Here is a 20,733-nt window from a genome sequence, read left to right as displayed (position 1 = left end):
GTCACTGTCGGCTTTGGCCTCTAATGCCCTGTTTCAGGAGCAAACTGAGCAAATAGGCGGCTCCAGCAACAAGAATAATCGTTGCGCCGGAGGTGAGGTTGAAAAAATAGGAGAGCCACAGCCCTGTCGTCGTAAACGCCATCCCCAGTAGACTGGCCAGAAACATCATCTGCTTGATGTCCTGGACAAATTGGCCAGCGATCGCTGCGGGAATGGTTAACAGGGCAATCACCATAATTAACCCCACCACCTGCATCACCATCACGACTGTCAGGGCGATCGCTGCCACCAGCGTGAGGTACAGGGCATCCACCGGAATGTTGCGGGTGATGGCAAAAACAGGATCAAAGGAAATGGCCAACAATTCTTTATAAAAGAGAAAAACCATCGCGCCAATCATCAGGTTGAGGATGAGCATAATGATTAACTCCTGGCGGGGAACTGTGAGGATACTGCCAAAGAGATAGCTCATTAAATCCGCTTTGTAGCCCTGGGTTAAATCAATGGCAATAATGCCCACTGCCATACCGATGGCCCACATTACCCCAATAATTGTATCGGCCCGTTGTTGGGTCTTGCGCTCCACCCAGCCCATGCCCAGGGCCGCAGCCAGGGCAAAGGCGATCGCTCCTAACACTGGATTAACGCCAAAGAAATAGGCTAATCCAATCCCCCCATAAGCAGCGTGGGCAATGCCCCCACTGATAAAAACAATGCGATTGACCACTACAAAAGTACCAATAATGCCGCAGGCAATGCTCACCAGTACCCCAGCCAGGAGAGCATGACGCATAAAGTCAAATTGCAAAGCTTGTCCAATGGTTTCAATCATTATGGTGGTGAGAAAAAACGCGGTGAGGAACACCGTGGGCAATCAGATCCACGGGGCATTGATAGGTTTGCTCAAGCATTTCCGACGTAATTAACTTGTCATTGTGGTAAAAAAGGCGATGGTTAAGGCACCCCACCGTCTTAACGTAGGTGGAAACAGCACTTAAGTTATGGGAAATCATCAAAATGGTCATAAATTGATTGAGATCCGCCAGTAAGTCATAAATACTTTTCTGGATTTTACTATCCACGTTAGCTGTGGGTTCATCCAGAAGTAAAATATGGGGTTCAGAAGCCAGAGCCCGCGCAATGTAAACCCGCTGCCGCTCTCCACCGGATAGCTGACCGATGGGCCGATCGCGTAATCCCAGCATTCCCACCTGCTCCAGGCTGCGAGTGACCATACTCTCATCCTTGCGGTTATACCGTCTCAGCAAAGGGCGTTTACCTGAGCGTCCCATGCGAACTACATCCTCTACCCGAATGGGAAACTCCCGATCAAATTCCAGGAATTGGGGCACATAGCCCAGGTATTTTCGCCCCTGGGGCACCGGGCGACCCATGATTTTGACGTCTCCGCTATTGGGTGAAATCAGCCCTAACAAGACCTTCAACAACGTTGTTTTTCCCCCGCCATTGGGGCCAATTAAACCGATAAAATCTCGTTCCTTCACCACCAGGTTAATGTCTTCTAATACCGGAGTTGTCCCATAGCCCGCCCAGACCTGATGCAGGGTAATGACCTCGGTCATTTAATTTCCGCCCCCGTTCTGGTTCAGCACGTCGGCAAAGGTTTGGGAAACTTGCAACAGGTTATCTGACCAGTTGGGAGCCAGGGGAGTAATGAACAGGACTTCTCCAGCAATTTCGGTAGCGATCGTTTCTGCACTTTTGGTACTGAATTCTGGCTGGGCAAAAATCACTTGAATGTTTTCTGTTTTTGCCTGTTGTATAAGTTCCCCCAGTTCCGCTGCACTAGGTTCCTGACCACCTATTTCAATAGGCACCTGTTCCAGGTCATAATCCTGGGCAAAGTATCCCCAGGCCGGATGAAAAACGATAAACTCACGATTCTCAACTCCGACTAAGTTTTGTTTAATTTGTTGATCTAACTGATCGATTTCGCCTAAGAACTGGGTCAGATTGGCTTGATAGGTTGCCTCATTTTCGGGATCGATGGTTACTAATCCCTGATAGATATTTTGGGCTTGAATCTTGACCCGTTGCGGTGACAACCAGATATGGGGATCCAGAGTTCCCTCAGCGTGCTCATGTTTTTCCTCGTGCTCATGCTCTTCTTCATGGTCATGGTCCGCTGCTTCCTCGGCATGATCTTCGTCGTGATGATGGGCAACCATTTCCAATCGTTCAATTCCCTGGGCAGAATCAATCACCAGCATCTGGGCATTAGCAGACTGAATCTTGTCCATCCAGGCGTTTTCAAAAGGAACGCCAATCCTGACGTAAGCTTCCGCTTCACTCAAGTCCTTCAACTGTTGGGGCTTGGGTTCGTAGGTTGCCGGTGATTCCCCCGGTTGCACCATTACGTTCACCTCAACCCGATCGCCTCCGATTTTTTCAACAAAGTACTCCTGGGGCAAAATACTAACCGTAATGTCCAACGGCCCCTGAGGTTCACTGCTGACCGGAGTCGTTGCAGTCTGCGCTTCATTCCCTTCACTGACAGAATCCGTTGACGGGGAGTTGCAACCCGTCAGCACAATCACCCCCAACAACAGGGATAACACACTCGACTTCGGATAACTCATTGGTTCTACCCCCCAAAAACAACTTGACGCAATACAGGTGATGATAGCTCACTTGAGAATGATTATTATTCTCAAGTGAGTCAAAATTATGGAAATTCTAAATGTGAAATCTAAATGATGGCTGGTGTTAAAGGCGATTATTCCGGGAGGTGTCCCGTTCCTGGGAACATCACTTGCAAGACGATCTTGAACAGCTCCAGAGATTGGCCCAAGACTTTGCAGTTGAACTGTTGTCTTGGAAACCCGAATTGATAATCTAATAATGGGGCTGTTGGCGCTATCGTTGATTTACTGCTGATGCCAACGGACGGCTCCATCGGGTTGGTCGACCACCGTAACTCCCACTGCCGCTAGCTGATCACGAATATCATCTGCCGTTATAAAGTCTCTCTGTTGTCGAGCCGTTTGACGCTGCTGGATCAGGTCAGAGATTGCAACCTCATCCAATTTACCCGTTGCCGCATCAGTATCACTGTCGGCTTTGGCCTCTAACCCCAACACCTGGGCCAGGTGCAACAACGTTTGCCACTGCCGCCAGAGAATCTCTGGACTGGATTGGGTCTGCCCTTCATGCATCAGACGATTCCCCTCTCGCTGTAGCCCTTTGGCCAGCTCAAACAGCACTGCCAGAGCACCCGATGTATTCAGATCATCGTCCATGGCGGTTTGAAACCGTTTAACCCACGGGTCTTCTGAGGTGGGTTCCTGAGGAGAAGACTGGAGGCTGGCAACTGGCCATGACAACGCTGCTCGGTGATGGTTGCCAAAGAGAAGTCCGGCTTTTAGCGTTTGCCAACCGTTGACCGCAGCTGCGATCGCATCTTTTGTAAAATCCAACGGTTTCCGATAGTGCCCCTGCAGCACAAACAGTCGCACCGCCATTGGGTCTACCGGTTGTGGGTATTCTGCCCACAACCCATCCAGCAGGTCACGGATCGTCGTGAAATTGCCCAGGGATTTCGACATTTTTTCACCATTCACCGTCACCATGCCATTGTGCAGCCAGTAGCGAGCAAGCGGTTGTCCCGTCAGCGCTTCCGATTGAGCAATCTCGTTTTCATGGTGGGGAAACACCAGATCGCCACCACCACCATGAATGTCAATGGTTTCACCCAATCGCGCCCGGATCATGGCCGAACATTCAATATGCCATCCTGGTCGTCCCAGGCCCCAGGGTGACTCCCAGGCGGGTTCACCCGGTTTTGCCGATTTCCATAGGGCAAAATCAAACGGATCACGTTTCTTCTGGTCTGGAGCATCAGCGGCAACTCGTCCCCCCGCCCCCGCCTGCAGTTGATCCAGATTTCGTCCAGAGAGCTTGCCATACTCCGCAAACTGCCGCACGCTGTAGTACACATCGCCATCGACTGCATAGGCGTATCCTTTCTGTTCTAGCGCCTGGATCAATTGATGAACGGCAGGGATATGCTCTGTCACACGGGGATAGTCATCGGCATCGAGAATGTTGAGTCGGCGAATATCCCGAAAATAGGCAGCAATGTAGCGATCGCTCACCTCCTGCATCGTTATCCCTTCCACACTGGCACGATTGAGAATCTTGTCGTCAATATCTGTAAAATTTTGCACATAGCGCACTGTGTACCCACACCAATGCAAATAGCGTCGCAGCACATCCCAAACCATGTACGAACGAGCATGCCCTAGGTGGCAATGGTCATATACTGTCACACCACAGCAATACATCACCACTCGTCCGGGATGAATAGAGATAAATGGCTCTTTTCCACATGTCAGAGTGTTGTGAAGGGTGAGGTTCATAGAGATTGTTGCTAACTAAAAATTGTGATGGGGCCGCAGGGGGTGAATCAGGATAGATCTCCAGTTTTATGATAATGATTATCGTTCTCATTTTATCATAAACGGTCAAAACATTCCCGCCCCTTACTCTCTGGGTGCGGAAACTTGTCGAACCCGACATTAACCCTGATGACAGTTATCGAGTCATACAGTTATTCAGCTTTTGCATCAACGAGATCACATCTAACTGACGGCCAATCCACACCATTTCCGTTTTCGGAGGTGTTTTCCAGTCGCTGTCATCTATTGTGAATCGGCTCCCGCTGAGTTGAAATAGATGGCGCTTTTCACTCTCTGCAAACCAAATAACTCCTTTGGCCCGGAACACGTTGTTGGGAAGCTGATAGTCGAGAAATTGCTGAAACTTTTTGAGGGCAAAGGGGCGATCGCCTTTAAATGAAACAGACATAAACCCATCATTTTGGAGATGTTTGACCGAAGAATCGACGGCAGAAACATTCTCTTGCACCACAGCAGCATCTGTTAGTTGAACATTTAGAATCAACGATAGTGGAACCTGACCATGGGTTGCTTCTAATACCCTGGCTCTATCCTTAATGGAAAGAACGTGATGTTTTAACTTCTGAACTCGAGGTTCAGGCACTCGATCGATTTTATTCAAAAGAATAATATCACCATAGAGAATTTGACTCATCGCCGCGTTGCTTTCATAGTGATCATCTGGGTCAAAGGTTTCTACATCGATTAAGGTGATTACGGCATCCAACTGGGTCAAGTCTCTCAGTTCTGTGCCAAGAAACGTGAGCATGATAGGTAACGGATCGGCGACGCCCGTGGTTTCTAGCACCAGGTAATCAATGCGATCCCTCCGTTCTAATACACGATAGACCGCATCCGTTAGATTGTCGTTAATGGTGCAACAAATACAGCCATTGGTGAGTTCTATCATGTCCTCTTCCACCGCAATCAAGAACTGACTGTCGATGTTAATGTCCCCAAACTCATTCACGAGAACTGCTACCTTAAAATCCTCAAAGTTTTGGAGAATATGATTCAGTAACGTTGTTTTCCCACTACCTAAAAAGCCAGTGATGACCGTCACGGGAAGCTTCTGAAAATCAAGAGTGGGAGCCATAACGCTCATAATATAGATGTGCCTGTATAAAGGGGAAGAAGTGGAATGCTACTGGAAAACGATTGACCTGTTGTTCTACTTAAACCCTTTTCCTTTAGTCGTTTCAGTCCATACAAACAGCTCGCCTCCACTACCACCAGCGGCTAACATTGTGCCCTGCCCAGACCAGGCCAGACACGAAAATCCGCTGGAAGCACCCTCCAACTTTTGAGCAATCCGACGGGCCTTCTGCCACAAATACAAACAACCATCCTCAGCGGCAGTGGCCAATAATAGGGTATCGGGCTGAAACGAAATGGCCCGCACCATTCCCTCATGGGCATCCAACACCTGAGGCTTCCAACCCTCCGATGGATCAGCTGCTTTTGTCCACACAACGATTCCTTCAACACTTATTGATGCCAGCAACGGCGCATCCCGTACCGCCGGTTTCGACCAAGCCAACTGTCGCACCTTGCCAGGAAATCCCTGCATCCGCCAGGGAGCGGGATGATCTTTTGCCCACACCAAAACCGACCGATCATTGTTGCCCGAAGCCAGGTAATTACCATCCGGCGACCAGGCAACTGCCACACTAGCCCCGCCTACTTCTCTCACCGCTGGGTCCTCATCCCAATCCTGATACTGCCAGGTTTTAATACTCTGGTTACCCCCCAGCGATAGCCTGGTTCCCTGGGGGTTCCAGGCGAGGTCTAATACTGAAGACTCTTCAAAATTCAAGGTGGTGACAACCGTTTGCTCAACCGCATGCCACACCTGCACATAACGGCCAAAACTAAAGGCCAGTTCTGGAGAACTCGGGTGCCATTGCAGCCGATCAATCCAGGTACGGGCATGTTCCAAAGTTGTTAACAGTGTGGGTGAATCACGGTCAATTTGCCAGATCCAGACTGTGCCGGCCTGTCCGCCAGCGGCTAGAAATTGACCATCGGCGGAGATGGCCAAAGCATCCACAGATTCGCCCTGGGAGCTTTGTAAGCAGGTGGATTCACCCGTTGCAGGGGTGTAGAGTGCTATTTCTCCTGCGCCAGAGCTGACAGTGAGTTGAGTGCCGTCGGGTGACCAGGCAATGGCGGTTACATAGTCGGAAAGACGGGTGTCCCACAGCGGTTTCAGTACAGTTTGTTTATGCTTTTTTACTTTCAGCATGTTTCTGGGTATTAGTGGCTAGAGAGGCTGTTTAGGACACTTAGCGTAAAATGTTGGTGGAGAGTTTCAAGATGTTGCTTGGGGTCCCTCCGAGTTCCCCAACCCCCCTGGCTAGGGCCAGGACGCTGCCCTAGGACCCAACGTACTAGGTTGTTCTTAATGGCATTAAGTTTGAGGGTTACGGCGGGGTCGATTATAAATGTTCTGGATCGATTCCTGCGGCAAATTTAGTGCATGAAATTCAAATGATGAAGTTGTTGCCTAACGACTCGTTACCAAACAATCGCGAAAGCGCTCGCTTAGATTTAGCTGCTCCAGGTTACGACCGATAAACACCAGTTCATTTTTACGGGATTCGTCTGGTTTCCAGGGGCGGTCCTGGCGACCATCGAACAACATGTGCACCCCCTGAAAAACAAAGCGATTGTCTTCTCCAGCCATGTTGAGAATGCCCTTCATGCGAAAAATGTCGGGTCCGTGGTCGCGCAATAGTTCTCCTATCCAGGCGTCAAGTTTGTCGCCATCGAGTTCTCCTGACTCCACCAGGGCAATGGAGCCGACGGTTTCGTCGTGCTCATGGGCGGTTTCATCAAGGAAATCGGGGTCGATTTTTAGGGCGTTATTGAGGTCAAAGGCGCTGACGCCGAGGAGGGCATCCATTTCTATTTGGGCATCACGGGTGCGATGGATTTTGGCCAGGGCATTCATTCCTCGAATGCGCTGTTCTAGTTGGGTTAATTGGTCTTCTGTAACCAGGTCAATTTTATTGAGCAAGATTACATCGGCAAAGGCAATTTGCTCTACGGCTTCCTCTGCTTCCCAATGTTGCCAGATATGGCGCGCATCCACTACCGTCACCACCGCATCCAGACGGGTTTGTAGCTGCACTTCGTCATCCACAAAGAAGGTTTGGATCACTGGGGCCGGGTCTGCCAGCCCTGTGGTTTCAATGACTAGATGGTCAAACTTGTCGCGACGCTTCATCAGGTTGCCAATGATGCGAATCAGGTCGCCCCGCACGGTGCAACAGATACAACCGTTGTTCATTTCAAACACTTCTTCATCGGCATCCACCACCAGTTGATTATCGATGCCCACTTCGCCAAATTCGTTGACGATTACTGCAACCTTTTTGCCATGTTCATGGGTGAGAATGCGATTTAGCAGAGTGGTTTTGCCCGCGCCTAAATAGCCAGTTAAAACGGTTACGGGTACGGTGTTGTAAATGTCGTTGATTACCATGAATAGTCTCCTTGAGTGGTGTTTGCCTAGGCTTGAAAGTGGGCAAGCGCGATCACACCCACCTCAGCGCCATATTCTTCGTATAGCCCCAGCGAACCAGGTAGATGGTCGGTCTGGATGCCAGGGAGTTCTGACAGCGCCTGCATTTCAGCTTTAGACTGGGGTGGTGCCTGGTCCGCCAGGATCACTCGCACAGAATTATTGGGGTCCGCTGTGACCGCCGTTGCGATCTGGAGCCACTCGGTGCGATCGCCCATTGGATCTAGGGCCGCTGTCACAAAGGCAGCAGGAGCAAATCGGGCTCCCGGTTGCTGGGTAATGCGGTGACGTTGCTGAATAAATGTGGGAGTGAGCCGCGTCTGATCCACAAACACATGGCGCTGATACATCCATTTAAGAAAGGCTGGATGGGTATTTGCGCCATAGAGAGCAGACCCAACGATCGGCAACCCCACCAGACTGCGCAGGCTGGCCGCTAACCAACCGGGTGCACCCATGGCCCGCAGGGGACCTTTCCAGGTGGGTGCCACCAGCAGCAGTCGGGTGCTTATCTGGTTCTGGGTCAGGTGGTTCTGAGCCAGATGGAGCGCATACCCCGCCCCATGGCCTGCTGCCAAAATCCCCACCGGCCCTGGACAGCAGTTTTGTACAAAGTCCTTGAGTAATGCCTGATACAGCGATCGCTTGTAGGTGAAAGCAGGTCGCTCAGATTCACCAAACCCTAACCAGTCCAGGGCTATAACCTGAAATTGAGACGCCAGCACCTGAGCAATTTGGGCCAGCTCTGCCCGAGTTGAAACGGTACTAAACGCGGGTAGCAGCAACACCATTGGCCCTGCCCCCGACGTTTCGTAGGCGAGGGTTACCGTTTGCCCCTGATAGGTCCAGTCATAGTGCTGCACCTGTCCGCCTAGGGTAGGGTGGGTTAATTCTTGATAGGGACTGACTGTCATCGCGCTTCGCCTTTTATCTGGGGACGCTGCCAGGGTGCTCACCTGGTTATAATTACATAAGAATGATAATCATTCTTGCTACTAAAACGTTGAGTCGTTACCCTTTATTAACTTTTAGGAGCGTTTAGGAGCGATGGAGATTTGAGTGTGGCCAGTCATAGATCAGTAGAATGAACCTATAGCACCTGATGAACCCTGCAAAATCTGTGACCAAACCTAGTGATGTCTGCCAAGTCCGCTGCTTCAACGAAGAGTTAGTTCATCAGATCGGCCAGGTGCTCCCCGGCGACGACCTGTTGGAATCTGCCCAAGTTTTGTTTGGTGCCCTGGCCGATCGGTCTCGGCTAAAAATTTTGTACGCCCTGCGCAATGATGAGGAGCTATGCGTCTGTGATGTGGCTTCCCTATTGAACATCAAGGTGGCAACGGCATCTCACCACCTACGGAAGCTGCGCGACCTCAGTATTTTGAAGTATCGCAACGACGGTAAATTGGCCTACTACTCCCTAAAAGATCCACGGGTTGCTGACATTCTTTGCTATGCACTAAGGCAGCTGGTCGAGTAAGGGATCAGGATTTTATCAGATCCAAAAATGTTGTCTGCAGAGGCGTCCCATGGAACGCCTGGACGGTAAAAGATAGAACCTAATTGAATCCTCATTCTGCAGCCATCGGGGGCATTCCGCTGTCATTCTAATGATGGTTTGAATGACGTCTTTTTTCGTGATAACGTTCTAATACTTGCTTGAATGTTTGAATGATTGAATGTTGGAGGTTACCATGGCTGATGATTGTTGTCAGGCTAAAGCTTGCGAAGTTTCCAAGCTAAAAGAGCGGCAGGCAAAGGTACTTTGGTCGGTGTTGTGGATCAATGCTGTGATGTTTGTTGTCGAATTTGGTGCGGGTATTCGAGCAGCTTCTCTGTCGTTAACTGGGGATTCGCTGGATATGCTGGGAGATGCCCTGGTGTATGCCAGCAGTTTGTATGTGATTCACAAAAGCACAAAAGCTCAGGCGGGAGCGGCTCTGCTTAAGGGTCTGATCATGTTTTTGTTTGCCATTGCCGTATTTGCCAGAGCCACCTATCAGCTATTTGCAGGGGCCAGTCCCGAAGGCTCCATCATGGGGGCAGTGGGCGTATTGGCGCTACTGGCCAACCTGTTGTGTTTATTGTTGTTGACACGGCATCGCAACGACAATCTAAACATGTCATCGGTATGGCTGTGTTCTCGCAATGACATCATTGCCAACACGTCTGTTCTGGCTGCGGCAGTCTTAGTTTTACTTACTCGCTCAATTTTGCCCGATCTGGCGGTTGGATTGTTGTTAACCGTTGTCTTTGCGAAATCGGCTGGAACCGTGCTTTCTCAGTCCTGGAGAGAGCTGCAACAGACGTAAGGGGATTATGTAAAAATTAAGCTCATTCTTTGACTATAACTGTTTGGCCTAACATGAACTAGATAACGTCTCTTTTTAGAATTTTGTCGTTCATCATTAGTGATTCGGGCGTAGTTGGGTTATGGCAAGGTCAGGGGTCAGGTTATCGCAAATCATGAAATAGGTTTTTACAGCCCCTGATATTATCTTTTTGTTGCACCAAACCCCTTCGCCTTCCCATAATTCACGGTTCTAAAAGAAAGCTGCCCTTTTTCAGGACTGAATAGTGTATACGTCGCCTTTCCAGGCGTGCGACCCACCGAGCCAACACCCACAACCTGGCGGGGTGTTTTTCCATAGTCCTGAGGCTCTTGCTCACCGTCCAGGGTGGTCACTGTCGAGCGTAGCCCCACCGGGGTAACCCAGCATTCAAAGGTAAGGCCAGAGCGGCCACAAAAGAGATGACTGGCATCGGCCCGAATTAAGCGATCGCACAGTTGAATTGCCGGGGTATCAGGGGTAAGTTCATCGGCATAGCTAACGGTGCTGCCGTGGATCAGTAAACAGTTGTGTTCATGGAAGCCAAAGTGTTGCGATCGCAACCACCGCACCGATTCCCGTGACACAGATTCCCACATAGTTTTTACCCCATCACCTCCAAATTTCTCCATCAGCTCCGGCGCATCCTGCAAGCCGCTCACCCCGTGCAAACTAAAACACTGCTCTTCCCACCAGCCCACACATACCTGGGGCACTAACTCACCAGTTCGAGGAGACTGCAACCGTTGAATCACCGCCTCATTATCTCCCTGCAGGCCCACTACATCCCCCAGGATATAGAGATCGCTCACCGACTGCCGCCGTACATCCTGCAACACCGCTTCATAGGCCGTTAAATTCCCTTCAATACCACTTAAGATCGCCCACTTCACTTAGTTATCTCCCCGTTATTTTAGTGTCTAACGCTCACACACATGGCTCGGATCGTCCGCCCGTTCCGCAAACTCCATGCCCCGTGCTAATCGCCATGCAAAAATAGCAGGCAATCCCTTTTCGAGGATGGCCAGACAGGTCTTGGTATAGTCATAGGCAACTTCCCGTAGGGTTACCTGGGTTGTCTCCGTGTCGTAGAGAACATAGGTGGCATTGGGTCGACCGTGGCGGGGTTCCCCCACAGAACCTGCATTAATAATGCGTTTCAGTTCTGCCTGAAACTGTTGAGAACCCTCAGTTTGAGCCGGACTTTTCACCGTGACCGACAGTTTGGTATCCGCTAACTCTCGCACATAGGGAACATGGGTATGACCACAGAACAACACATCGGCATCGGTAGAGAGAACTCGCTCCAACGCGGCAAAGCCATCCATGCTGGGCAACAGATACTCATGCTGACTGTTGGGACTGCCATGGACAAAACACAGATTGTCCCGTTTTAACGACAGGGGTAATGTGGCCAAATACTCCCGCACGTCGGGGCGAATCTCAGTATTAGTCCATTCATGGGCCAGTTTGCCCCGCTGCTCGGCAAGCTGTGAGGGGTAGCTGCATTCACAGGCATTTAACCCTTCCACAATGTCCTCATCCCAACATCCCTGGCAGGTGGGAATCTCCAACGAGCGAATCCGATCCACTACCTCATTAGGATAAGGGCCATAGCCCACCAGATCTCCGAGACAGTAAATCTGATCAGCTTTCTGGGCGTCAATGTCTGACAACACGGCATTCAGTGCCTCGTAGTTGCCGTGAATGCAAGAAATCACCGCGAGTTTCATGCCATCACCTCTTGCTCAGTCTCTTCTGCTACGGTCTCTTCTTCTAACTGCAATTGTTGGTACTGTCGCTGATATTGGAACAACACATCATCGGCTAAACAACATGCCAGCAATGTTTGAGCAATGGTCTTTTGCTCTAAATTACGACCCACGATTTCCACACCACTAAAGCGATCGGGATGGCCCTCTAGCCACCGGGGCAACTTGAGGTCAGTGTATTCAATGCCCGGTAACCCTTCGACAAAATCAATATAAAATGCCTGACCATCTGGCAGTTCAAAAATACCCTTTAAGCGCATTACCTGACCGTAAGCTCCCCCCGTCAGCTCAATTAACACTTCATCCAGGCTAGGGGGATCAAACACTTGCCCCGTCAACGGCGATCGCCATAGGGCCGGTAGCTTGCCAGCACTCGATAATTGGCTATGGTTACTGGGTATCACCTCGTCTGCCCAATCGTGCCATTCAGACGTTTCCAGTCCGGGGGGCACAATGGCGATCCGCCGCCCAGGCAACGCTGCTAACAACGGTGATTCTAGATCCAGATGAAACCCTAATTCCATAAAAACCTGGGCCTGGTCGGGCAAGTCAGTCAGCACGGTCGCAGCCCGATCGTCCGCAATGATCGACACCCAGGGAAAGCAATAGCCAATCCGAGCCAAATCGACAGATTCCGCCTGTGACCCCGGATACAAATAAAACAGAGGACGTGAAACGTCTTTGAGAAACTGACTAATCCAGGTGGTTTTACCCACCCCAGGAGGACCAGCCACCAACGTCAGTTCGAGGGATTGCATAGGGCACTAACAGTCTTTAAGCTCAGGGGTTTGGTTCAAAATCTGACCGCGTACTGAGATAACGTCACGATACGCGTCAGAATTCAATGCATCACGGTGAAATGCTGCCAGCCTAGGGCAGTTCTGCAAGGCTAGCTTGACGGTTTACAACTAGGTTTGCATTATAATACTAGAACGATAATCATTCTCATGTTTTGATTTTAGTTAGGGTTGATGCCGTTGCGCCACCCACGACTGTTGTTGTTCACGCGGCATCGCAACGACAATCTAAACATGGCATCGGTGGATTGTGTTCTCGCAATGACATATTTTTGCACAAACCCTTAACAGACAAGGGGATGCCCCGACGAAGGGTATCTATTGATTATTTTCCATGATCAATTAAATTAAATCTCTATCGTAATTTCGGAAATGGGTTCGCTGCAATAAATGGAAAGCTTGCAGGCCACTTCGACGGCTTCGCGGGGACTATGGCCAAGATGTAGTGCTGCTTTGGCAAAGTCTTCACCAGCGCCAACGGCTTCAAATTCGGGCACTTCGTAGATGTCTAGCCCACCGTAGGTACGGAATAATTTCTGATCGTAGGCAATCAAATAATCATTTTCTGGGGAATGACTAGAATCGCGCTTGTTGATCCATTCACGGAATTCAACAAAAAAGTCAATGACTGCTAAACGACTACCATCCACTGGCCGATGATTACGACTAAACAACTCCATCATGGTGCCTTCATAACCGGTACCTGTACTACCAATAACCATGTCATTTTGCTGGAATAGCTTGTTGTAAATCACTTCCTTATCGGTGGCTTTGAGATACCCAGCTACCAAAATGGAGTCAGACGCAAAGGTAATGACGTCTTTAGTTTTACGAGCAGCAATCACAGTCATATAGAGGTCAAGCAGTACGAACGATACTTTACCAGCTAGCCTGGGCCTATGACCTAAGACAATTGTCACAACAACTGTCACACATATACGATCTCGCCCTAGTTAAACAGCTTAAAATCCTGACAGCGTAGCTGTCGTAATTAAGATGACGCCGGAGTCCCTGGATCAGTTTTTTTCAAAATCACAGCAGCAGGAGTATGTGCACCATTTGTTGGGTCGTGTCGGCCTCACCAGACGGCGGGCAGATTGCTTTGTGCGGCTGTGGGCTTACTTACAATTAAAACAAGCGGACATTTCTGAACCTTTGCAGCAATTAAAGCCTATCGACAATTGGGTGGATTGCACCTGCCGTGAGGCAGCCGCACTGTTTTATGCCGAGTCTGAGCGGGGCAGTGAACGTTCGGCTGGGATGATGCTGGATAAGCTGATGGCGTTGGGGTTAATTCAAAAGCAGTTTGATGGTAATACCATTGCGATCGCAATTCCCAAACCGCCAGAACTTATCCAAACACAGCCTAAACCAGCCCATGTCATCGCCGACCAGTTTGACCCACGCTGTGACGCTATTCCCATCGCCAACCTGCTGGCCAGCCGCTATAACTGGATGAACAATAGCAACACCGCTGTGCCTTATCGCATTACTGAACTATTACGACAGTGGGCCGCAGGCTATAACCGTGGTATGCGCGTATTACGTCGCAGCGATAACCTCAATCCGGTAGGGTTCTGTCTGCTGTATCCCACCACTCGTGATTCCGAAATTCACTTTTTTGGTTCCCCTAACAAGGGCTTACATCTCAGCGGCATTTCTGATGAAGACCCGTTTACCCTAGCCAAACCAGGGGATGAATCCTGTCGTTCCATATTTATCCGTAGCTGGAATATTGCCCCTGAGTATGAAGACCAGGCACTGATACTGCTGCAAGATAGTCAAGTCATATTAAAGGCTATGCAGCAAGACTTTCCAAATCTGTGTGATCTCCACACTCTGATTATTCATCGCCATTATGAACCCCTGGCCACTGCCCTTGGTTTTCAAAAAACAGGGTTAGATAACCAGGCTGCCATTTATTGGATGTACTTGGCCTTGGATCGTTTTCTAGCCATTGACATGGAAGACTTGCCCCATGCATCTTTGCATCTCTCATAAAAAACCATCTAAACAACAACCGTGTAAGTCATTGTTATCCAGATACAAGAGAGAGTTTTTTATGCCAAATCTGACTTTTTACCCCAATTCAAACAAAAGGCTCCTGTAGGGGCTGTGCCTTGTGCCAGTCCCGTGATACCGGATGCTACCCGTCAAGATTCGTACAGGATTGGTGATCAGTTTTGATAGAAGTCTGCACCTTTGTTAACAAACTCCAGAGTATATGCCTGGGTATAGTCAGTGTCGGCACTAAAGATACCTGCTGTAGACATGTCTTCAAAGAACGTTTTCCAGCGCTCATCGGTCATAGCCCCAATGCCTTTGGCCTCCGAATCTCCAGATATGGCAATGCCATATTCCTGCATTTTCTCAAGGCTATAGGCCAGCTGTTCATCCGTCATTTCAGGGTTGTCTTGCTTGATCAGCTCATTGCCCAGGGAAGGATCTTCAAAGTAGCTATACCAGCCCTTGATGGACGCATCGACAAAACGCTGAACCAAATCAGGATCGCCATCAACAATCTCCTGACGGGTTTCAATCGTAGTTGCGTAGGCCGTGTAGCCATAGTCAGCTAGCAGGAACACCATGGGTTCAAAACCGCCTTCTTTAGCAATGGCTAATGGCTCAGAACTTAAATATCCTTGCTGTACCGAGTTTTTATCAGCCAGAAACGGACCGGGGTTGAAGTTGTAGTTACGCTTCATATCGTCGGTAAAGCCATATTTAGCTGCTAAAAAGGGCCAATAGGTAACGTTGGCTGCCTTTGAAATGAAGATAGGTTTACCTTTGAGATCAACCAGGTCTTTAATTCCTTGGTCAGGGTGAGCGATCAGAATTTGAGGGTCTTTTTGGAAAATAGCTGCCACGGTAACTTTAGGTATGCCTTCTTCAACGGCTTTAATCGCATCCGCAGCATAACCCATAAAAAAGTCCACAGCGCCCCCCATCAGCAACTGGGTACCGTTGATCTGGGGACCCCCCATCTGAATGGTGACATCCAGACCATACTCCCTATAGATGTCTGCTGCGATGGCCTGATAGAAACCACCATGTTCAGCCTGGGCGTACCAGTTGGTACCAAAGGTAACCTTTTGCAATTCCCCCGCTGCTGATGGTTCAGCTGGGGTGTCAGTAGTCGTTTCAGCTGTGTTACCACAGGCAGCAAGCAGCCCAGTTCCAGCCGCTAATGAACCGTACTGGATAAAGCGACGGCGATTGAATCTAGCCATTACAGATACCTCCGTATTGTTTAGGACGTTGTACCCACAGAGAGCACTCCATCCAGCTACTTGGTCAGCCATTCTATGACTTGGTGTCCCAGTTTTACCGTATTCAGGCGATCAATTTCGCGAATTCCGGTGGGGCTGGTGACATTTACTTCGGTCAGGTAGCCGCCAATGATGTCAATGCCGACAAAATATAAGCCATCACGCTGTAGCGTGGGTGCCAGCTGTTTGCAGATTTCCAATTCTCGCTCGGTAATATCCACCTTGGCAGTGCGTCCACCAACCGCCATGTTGCCACGGAATTCTTTGCCGGTAGGAATACGGTTTACGGCCCCTTGCGGTTCGCCATTGAGCAAAATAATGCGCTTATCGCCGTCTTTGGCAGCGGGCAAGTAGGTTTGCACCATGACGGGCTCTTGCCCTTGTTTGGTGCTGATTTCAATCATGGAGTTAAAGTTGCGATCTCGACTACTCAGAAACAAAATTCCTTCACCAGCCTTACCACCTAAAGGCTTAAGCACAGCTTCCCCACCCCATTTTTCAACCGTCTCACGGATAACCGTTTTATCCTGGCTGACGATGGTCTCTGGAATCGCCCCAATAAATTGCAGAGCATACATTTTCTCATTGGCAGCCCGAATCCCCCGAGGCGAGTTAATTACCTTGGTTTTCACTGGATCGATGTAATCGAGGATGTAGGTAACGTAGAGATAGGGCACAGTGACCGGCGGGTCAAGGCGCATAAAGACGGCATCCATGGTGTCTAGAGGTTGCCACTGGGTATCGCCGAGGGTATACCAATCCGCCACAGCATCCCAACGATTGTCGCCGAGAGTAACAGGAACCAGGGTCACAGGATTCAAATAGGCCATAGCCTGACCCGCAACCACACCCATGTGCTGGGCCTCAGTAATGTAAACCTGGTGACCTAGCTCTTGAGCAGCTTCCATAATGGCAACACTGCTATCGTGGCCGGGGTCTAGCTTAGCAATGGGGTCAATGATAAACGCAAATTTCACGGGGTAGACAAACAAGTAGGTCAGTCTGATCTTGCCATGGGGTGGGACACAAGATAACAGGTAACGTAGGGCCAGTGTTCTGAATTCTGCTGCGAAGTCTAAGAATTTGTAGCGATCACTTACCTACAGAGCATTGACAGAGCATTGTATGTACATAAATCTTGGCCAGAATTGCATTAGAATCCAGAAATTGTGATTTATGTGTCCAATGTCAAACGATCAAACTGCGGTTCTGGAAGCCAATCACGCGTTTTATCGCGCCTTTGAGAAAAAGGATATTGAGGCTATGGAGGCAGTTTGTTCTAAAGGCATTGGCAGCCTTTGTATTCATCCAGGTCGTAAGGCTATTAAAGGCTGGGAAACCATTCGACAATCCTGGATGCAAATATTTAAGGCGACTCGCTACCTGGAAATTGATCTGGATGTAATTTCCGTAGAAACCTCAGGCGATCTGGCCTATGTGGTTTTAGTAGAAAACGTGATGCAAGTTGCTGGTAGTCGACGGTTAGAAGCTAAATCGATGGCAACAAACACCTTTGAGCGTATGGGTGGCCAATGGTATCTGGTGCACCACCACGGTAGCCCGATTGCGGGATAACGTTTTGCCAGATTCCACAAAACTATGATCAAAGGTGTGATTTAGATGGCAGAAAACTGCAACACGGCCACCTTCAAGAAAGGCTAAACTTGGCCCCAATGTGAAAATTGCCAGCGTTCTACACCAGATGGTTGAGGACGAATCAGGCAGCACATTGAGCGTATCCAATGGGCTGATTTCCTGTGAATACCTTATGGTTAGGGGTAGCAATAATAACAATGCTCGGGTGGACAACCACCCTCTATTTTGCTAAGCAGCGACAGGCAAACCAGCAACAGGCATGGCTGTGGTGGCATGGGGCGCAAGCATCTCAACTGCATAACCAAGCAGAATCTATTCGAGACGATGTATTGCAACAAACATTCGCCTTTCGACGTTATTTGGAAAATACCCTCATAGGAAAGAACAGTAATCAGACCGATGTAGCGCAGGCTGAACAGTGGCTAGGGCGATTGCAAGCACTTTATCAAAGCTTAGAACAGCTCAGTAATCAACTATCGCCGCCATTTATAACAGATAGCCTGCCACTGGCGCTCCAGTTTATCGTGACTCACTGGCAACAAACCCATTCTGGGCTCATAGTCCAGCTAAAAAACTCCCCTAGCTGGACGGATTCATCCCTTAATAACAATCAAATAATTCTCTCAATCACCATCAGAATTCTAGAGCTATTACCCAATGGCGACGACAGCGACGAACAACGACTAGACATAGCGCTAGACCATCAGCAAAATTCTCGCACCCTCACATTGACCCACAGGGGTGGCCAGCCTCAAAATGCAAAATCCTTAGATGTCAAAAAGATTACACACCTTAAAGAAATCTTTCATACTTTAACAAGTGGCAAACTAGACGTTAGCAACCAGGGAAATTCGGTCACTTGCCAGCTGAGCTGGCAGGATCAAGAGAACGGTTAATTGTTGAAAGCTTGCCAACTATAGCAACCTGCTAATGCATATCGCCCAAGGAGAGGCTACGCCAACAGCAGGCTGCTGCGCCCATAGCTTTTTCTATGTATAGCTTTCAGCAATACCTGGCACTGTGAACTACGGGCGCTAAGCTATATTTTGTAGATAAGATAAAACCTCATGCAGTGAGGAAACAGTGGCTAAGGCGTGCTTTTTTGAATAGTCCGTAGGCGTTTGCAAATCTGGCACCATAATGACCTCCATACCAGCGGTAATGGCAGCCTGCACCCCAGCGTTAGAATCTTCCAAAACCAGGCAGCGGGATGGAGGTATATTTAGCGACCTGGCTGCAGCCAAAAAGATATCTGGTTCTGGTTTGCCCACTCCAGCGTTATCTACGGTGACGATGGCATTAAATCTTGACCAAAGCCCTGTACTTTGCAAACTCAATTGGGCTTCACGGTCACTACTAGACGTACCGACGGCTTTTGGTAAGCCAATCTCATCTAGCCAGTTTAAGAGGGAGTCTAAACCTGGCTTAATCGGGATACCTTGGGCCGCAAGGATTTCCCATCGAGTCATCCAGCCAGTACGAAATTGATCAACAGGAAACTCAGTGCCCAATAGCTGTAGCAACATTTGCTCAGCTAAATCGTTACTACAGCCAACCAGCTGTAGATAAGCGGCCTCATCAATAGCGCCATAACCCAGGTGCATTAACTCATCCTGCCAAGCTTTATGGAAGATGATCTCGCTGTTCAACATGAGGCCATCCATATCAAAAATGATGGCGGCAGGAAAGGTAAATGCAGTACTCTCCATGGGAACCGAGTCAGACACACCGCCATCCAGTGTAGGCCTAACTGAGGCAACAAAACCGTACTGTCAAGGTTGACAGTACGGTTTTATTCCCCACGGAAATCAGTAATTAGGATTGTTTATCTTGAATATGAGTCTTTTTTTGACAGGGAACTAATTTAGCAGGCTAATAATTAGAGAGATAGGTCTCCAAAATATTGAACTGCTCAGGATTGAGACTATAGTACATCCAGCGCCCCTGCTGACGAGCGGTCACAAGTCCCGCCTGTTTAAGCGTTTTGAGGTGGAAAGACAGTTTCGACTGAGCGATACTGAGACGTTCACACATATCGCCAACACAAAACTCTCCTTCGCGTAGAAGCTCTAATACTTGAATGCGAATTGGTTCTGATAGCGCATGAAATCCTGAAAATACGTGTTCCTGATTAGCTGAACTATGCATGGTGATCGATTGAATAAACACTAAACCCCATATCCAAACGCAGGTAAAGTTGATAATACTCACCTAAATCGTTTGAATTTTTTTCCAAATTAGCCAAGGTTACGACAGCAGGCCATCCGGACAAATACGCGAGATTTGTTTATATCAACTGCTCTCTAACAGATGAGATAATCGCTAAGGCGGTAAGCGAAGCTGTTGTTGCGCGTAATATCCCGGATCCAAGAGAAACTTCTTGGTAGCCATGTGCGATCGCAACCGCGATCTCCTCAGACGTCCAGCCCCCCTCCGGACCAACCACCACTCGAATCGATTGCTGAGGAGAATCGGTCAAAAGTGTCCGCACACAAGGCAATAGCCCAGGTGCATTGACCCTAGCAGCACAGAAATAGTTCCCTACGGACACGGGTTCGGCTTTGATCCATTCAGCAAACTTGATAGGTGGCTCAAGCCTAGGTACATAGCCACGTTCGCATTGTTCAGAAGCTTCCTGAGCGATCCTCTGCCAACGCACCAGCTTTTTAGGGCTGGGGTTAAGCAGGGTGCGAGCGCTCAGTAGGGGTTGAATATCTGTTACACCTAACTCCGTGGCTTGACGCACCACATCATCAAACCCTGATTTGGGAAGAGCTGCCGCCAACTCTAGTGTTGCGGGTCGAGTCGCTGTCACCAGTGTGGAGAGAATTTGGGCCTCCCCTGAGATGTCCGTTAACTGACTCTGCCATTGTTGCCCCTCTCCATCCTGGGCAATAAACAGATCGCCAGACTTTAATCGCAGCACTCGCTGTAGATAATGAATTTGCTCACCGGTCAATTGGAAAGTATTAGTAGTGTCCACCCGCTGGGCTGAACTAATGGTAATGCGCTGCATTCGACAACT

At 49.2% G+C, this 20,733-nt stretch carries 22 protein-coding genes and 1 pseudogene; 5 read left to right on the top strand and 18 right to left on the bottom strand.

Annotated elements, in window-relative coordinates; all coding sequences use genetic code 11:
* Window position 1: 1 nt before the first annotated feature.
* From QGP82_RS26205 to QGP82_RS26170, 8 genes are all read right to left on the bottom strand, one after another.
* On the bottom strand, window positions 2–832 hold the full coding sequence (locus tag QGP82_RS26205) for a metal ABC transporter permease (RefSeq protein WP_163698152.1): 831 nt from the start codon (window positions 830–832) through the stop codon (window positions 2–4).
* The gene (locus tag QGP82_RS26200; protein ID WP_499061488.1) at window positions 825–1,583 is read right to left on the bottom strand and encodes a metal ABC transporter ATP-binding protein; all 759 of its coding nucleotides are present in this window, start codon (window positions 1,581–1,583) and stop codon (window positions 825–827) included. Before QGP82_RS26200 ends, QGP82_RS26205 begins: the two co-directional genes overlap by 8 nt.
* On the bottom strand, window positions 1,584–2,600 hold the full coding sequence (locus tag QGP82_RS26195; protein ID WP_499061487.1) for a metal ABC transporter solute-binding protein, Zn/Mn family: 1,017 nt from the start codon (window positions 2,598–2,600) through the stop codon (window positions 1,584–1,586). It abuts the gene before it with no gap.
* 288 nt (window positions 2,601–2,888) lie between these two features.
* Window positions 2,889–4,379, bottom strand: a complete 1,491-nt coding sequence (gene cysS / locus QGP82_RS26190; RefSeq protein ID WP_499061486.1) for a cysteine--tRNA ligase — start codon at window positions 4,377–4,379, stop codon at window positions 2,889–2,891.
* 175 nt (window positions 4,380–4,554) lie between these two features.
* Window positions 4,555–5,514: a CobW family GTP-binding protein gene (locus QGP82_RS26185; protein WP_499061485.1), complete on the bottom strand. Its 960-nt coding sequence runs from the start codon at window positions 5,512–5,514 to the stop codon at window positions 4,555–4,557.
* A 75-nt stretch (window positions 5,515–5,589) separates the two neighbouring features.
* Window positions 5,590–6,663, bottom strand: a complete 1,074-nt coding sequence (locus QGP82_RS26180; RefSeq protein ID WP_499061484.1) for a WD40 repeat domain-containing protein — start codon at window positions 6,661–6,663, stop codon at window positions 5,590–5,592.
* 261 nt (window positions 6,664–6,924) lie between these two features.
* Complete coding sequence (locus QGP82_RS26175; protein ID WP_163659674.1) at window positions 6,925–7,905, bottom strand: CobW family GTP-binding protein; 981 nt, start codon at window positions 7,903–7,905, stop codon at window positions 6,925–6,927.
* 26 nt (window positions 7,906–7,931) lie between these two features.
* A complete protein-coding gene (locus QGP82_RS26170) occupies window positions 7,932–8,858 on the bottom strand; it encodes an alpha/beta fold hydrolase (RefSeq protein ID WP_499061483.1) in 927 nt (308 codons plus the stop codon).
* 188 nt (window positions 8,859–9,046) lie between these two features.
* On the opposite strand from QGP82_RS26170, the gene QGP82_RS26165 reads away from it, so the two are divergent.
* Window positions 9,047–9,424 carry an ArsR/SmtB family transcription factor gene (locus QGP82_RS26165; protein WP_163659672.1) on the top strand — a complete coding sequence of 126 codons (378 nt, stop codon included), beginning with the start codon at window positions 9,047–9,049 and terminating at the stop codon, window positions 9,422–9,424.
* Window positions 9,425–9,638: 214 nt separating this feature from the next.
* Window positions 9,639–10,256 (top strand): cation efflux transmembrane domain-containing protein, encoded by a 618-nt coding sequence (locus QGP82_RS26160; protein WP_163659670.1) that lies wholly within the window; start codon window positions 9,639–9,641, stop codon window positions 10,254–10,256.
* A gap of 182 nt (window positions 10,257–10,438) precedes the next feature.
* Here the strand turns inward: QGP82_RS26160 and QGP82_RS26155 are convergent, their stop codons facing one another.
* The 5 genes and pseudogenes from QGP82_RS26155 to QGP82_RS26135 all read right to left on the bottom strand — a co-directional run bounded on the left by QGP82_RS26155 (window position 10,439) and on the right by QGP82_RS26135 (window position 13,694).
* Complete coding sequence (locus tag QGP82_RS26155) at window positions 10,439–11,167, bottom strand: metallophosphatase (RefSeq protein ID WP_163659668.1); 729 nt, start codon at window positions 11,165–11,167, stop codon at window positions 10,439–10,441.
* 27 nt (window positions 11,168–11,194) lie between these two features.
* Window positions 11,195–12,007 (bottom strand): metallophosphoesterase family protein, encoded by an 813-nt coding sequence (locus tag QGP82_RS26150; protein WP_163659666.1) that lies wholly within the window; start codon window positions 12,005–12,007, stop codon window positions 11,195–11,197.
* Entirely contained in the window at window positions 12,004–12,804 is an 801-nt protein-coding gene (locus QGP82_RS26145) for a GTP-binding protein (protein WP_499061482.1), read from the bottom strand. Before QGP82_RS26145 ends, QGP82_RS26150 begins: the two co-directional genes overlap by 4 nt.
* Before the next feature lie 6 nt (window positions 12,805–12,810).
* Window positions 12,811–12,945, bottom strand: a pseudogene (locus QGP82_RS26140) (SCO5389 family protein); the annotation flags it as partial.
* A 245-nt stretch (window positions 12,946–13,190) separates the two neighbouring features.
* Window positions 13,191–13,694: a hypothetical protein gene (locus QGP82_RS26135; protein ID WP_163659662.1), complete on the bottom strand. Its 504-nt coding sequence runs from the start codon at window positions 13,692–13,694 to the stop codon at window positions 13,191–13,193.
* Between the two features lie 145 nt (window positions 13,695–13,839).
* On the opposite strand from QGP82_RS26135, the gene QGP82_RS26130 reads away from it, so the two are divergent.
* Window positions 13,840–14,844, top strand: a complete 1,005-nt coding sequence (locus QGP82_RS26130) for a hypothetical protein (protein WP_163659660.1) — start codon at window positions 13,840–13,842, stop codon at window positions 14,842–14,844.
* Between the two features lie 176 nt (window positions 14,845–15,020).
* On the opposite strand, the gene QGP82_RS26125 is transcribed toward QGP82_RS26130, so the two are convergent.
* Both QGP82_RS26125 and gshB read right to left on the bottom strand, forming a co-directional pair.
* A complete protein-coding gene (locus QGP82_RS26125; protein ID WP_499061481.1) occupies window positions 15,021–16,073 on the bottom strand; it encodes an ABC transporter substrate-binding protein in 1,053 nt (350 codons plus the stop codon).
* A gap of 56 nt (window positions 16,074–16,129) precedes the next feature.
* A complete protein-coding gene (gene gshB / locus QGP82_RS26120) occupies window positions 16,130–17,089 on the bottom strand; it encodes a glutathione synthase (protein WP_163659656.1) in 960 nt (319 codons plus the stop codon).
* A gap of 208 nt (window positions 17,090–17,297) precedes the next feature.
* On the opposite strand from gshB, the gene QGP82_RS26115 reads away from it, so the two are divergent.
* Together QGP82_RS26115 and QGP82_RS26110 are read left to right on the top strand one after the other, a co-directional pair.
* Window positions 17,298–17,687: a nuclear transport factor 2 family protein gene (locus tag QGP82_RS26115; RefSeq protein WP_163659654.1), complete on the top strand. Its 390-nt coding sequence runs from the start codon at window positions 17,298–17,300 to the stop codon at window positions 17,685–17,687.
* 218 nt (window positions 17,688–17,905) lie between these two features.
* Entirely contained in the window at window positions 17,906–18,604 is a 699-nt protein-coding gene (locus QGP82_RS26110) for a hypothetical protein (RefSeq protein ID WP_499061480.1), read from the top strand.
* Window positions 18,605–18,742: 138 nt separating this feature from the next.
* Here the strand turns inward: QGP82_RS26110 and QGP82_RS26105 are convergent, their stop codons facing one another.
* From QGP82_RS26105 to QGP82_RS26095, 3 genes are all read right to left on the bottom strand, one after another.
* On the bottom strand, window positions 18,743–19,435 hold the full coding sequence (locus QGP82_RS26105) for an HAD family hydrolase (protein WP_499061479.1): 693 nt from the start codon (window positions 19,433–19,435) through the stop codon (window positions 18,743–18,745).
* A gap of 145 nt (window positions 19,436–19,580) precedes the next feature.
* The gene (locus QGP82_RS26100; protein WP_006518885.1) at window positions 19,581–19,856 is read right to left on the bottom strand and encodes an ArsR/SmtB family transcription factor; all 276 of its coding nucleotides are present in this window, start codon (window positions 19,854–19,856) and stop codon (window positions 19,581–19,583) included.
* Window positions 19,857–19,995: 139 nt separating this feature from the next.
* Entirely contained in the window at window positions 19,996–20,724 is a 729-nt protein-coding gene (locus QGP82_RS26095; protein WP_499061478.1) for a 16S rRNA (uracil(1498)-N(3))-methyltransferase, read from the bottom strand.
* Window positions 20,725–20,733: the final 9 nt, after the last annotated feature.

The sequence above is a fragment of the Leptothoe sp. LEGE 181152 genome, from assembly GCF_032906605.1.
Lineage (GTDB): Bacteria > Cyanobacteriota > Cyanobacteriia > Phormidesmidales > Phormidesmidaceae > Leptothoe > Leptothoe turfae.
The sequence above is the reverse complement of the archived record's forward strand: the minus strand, read 5'-3'. Positions and strand labels throughout refer to the sequence as shown.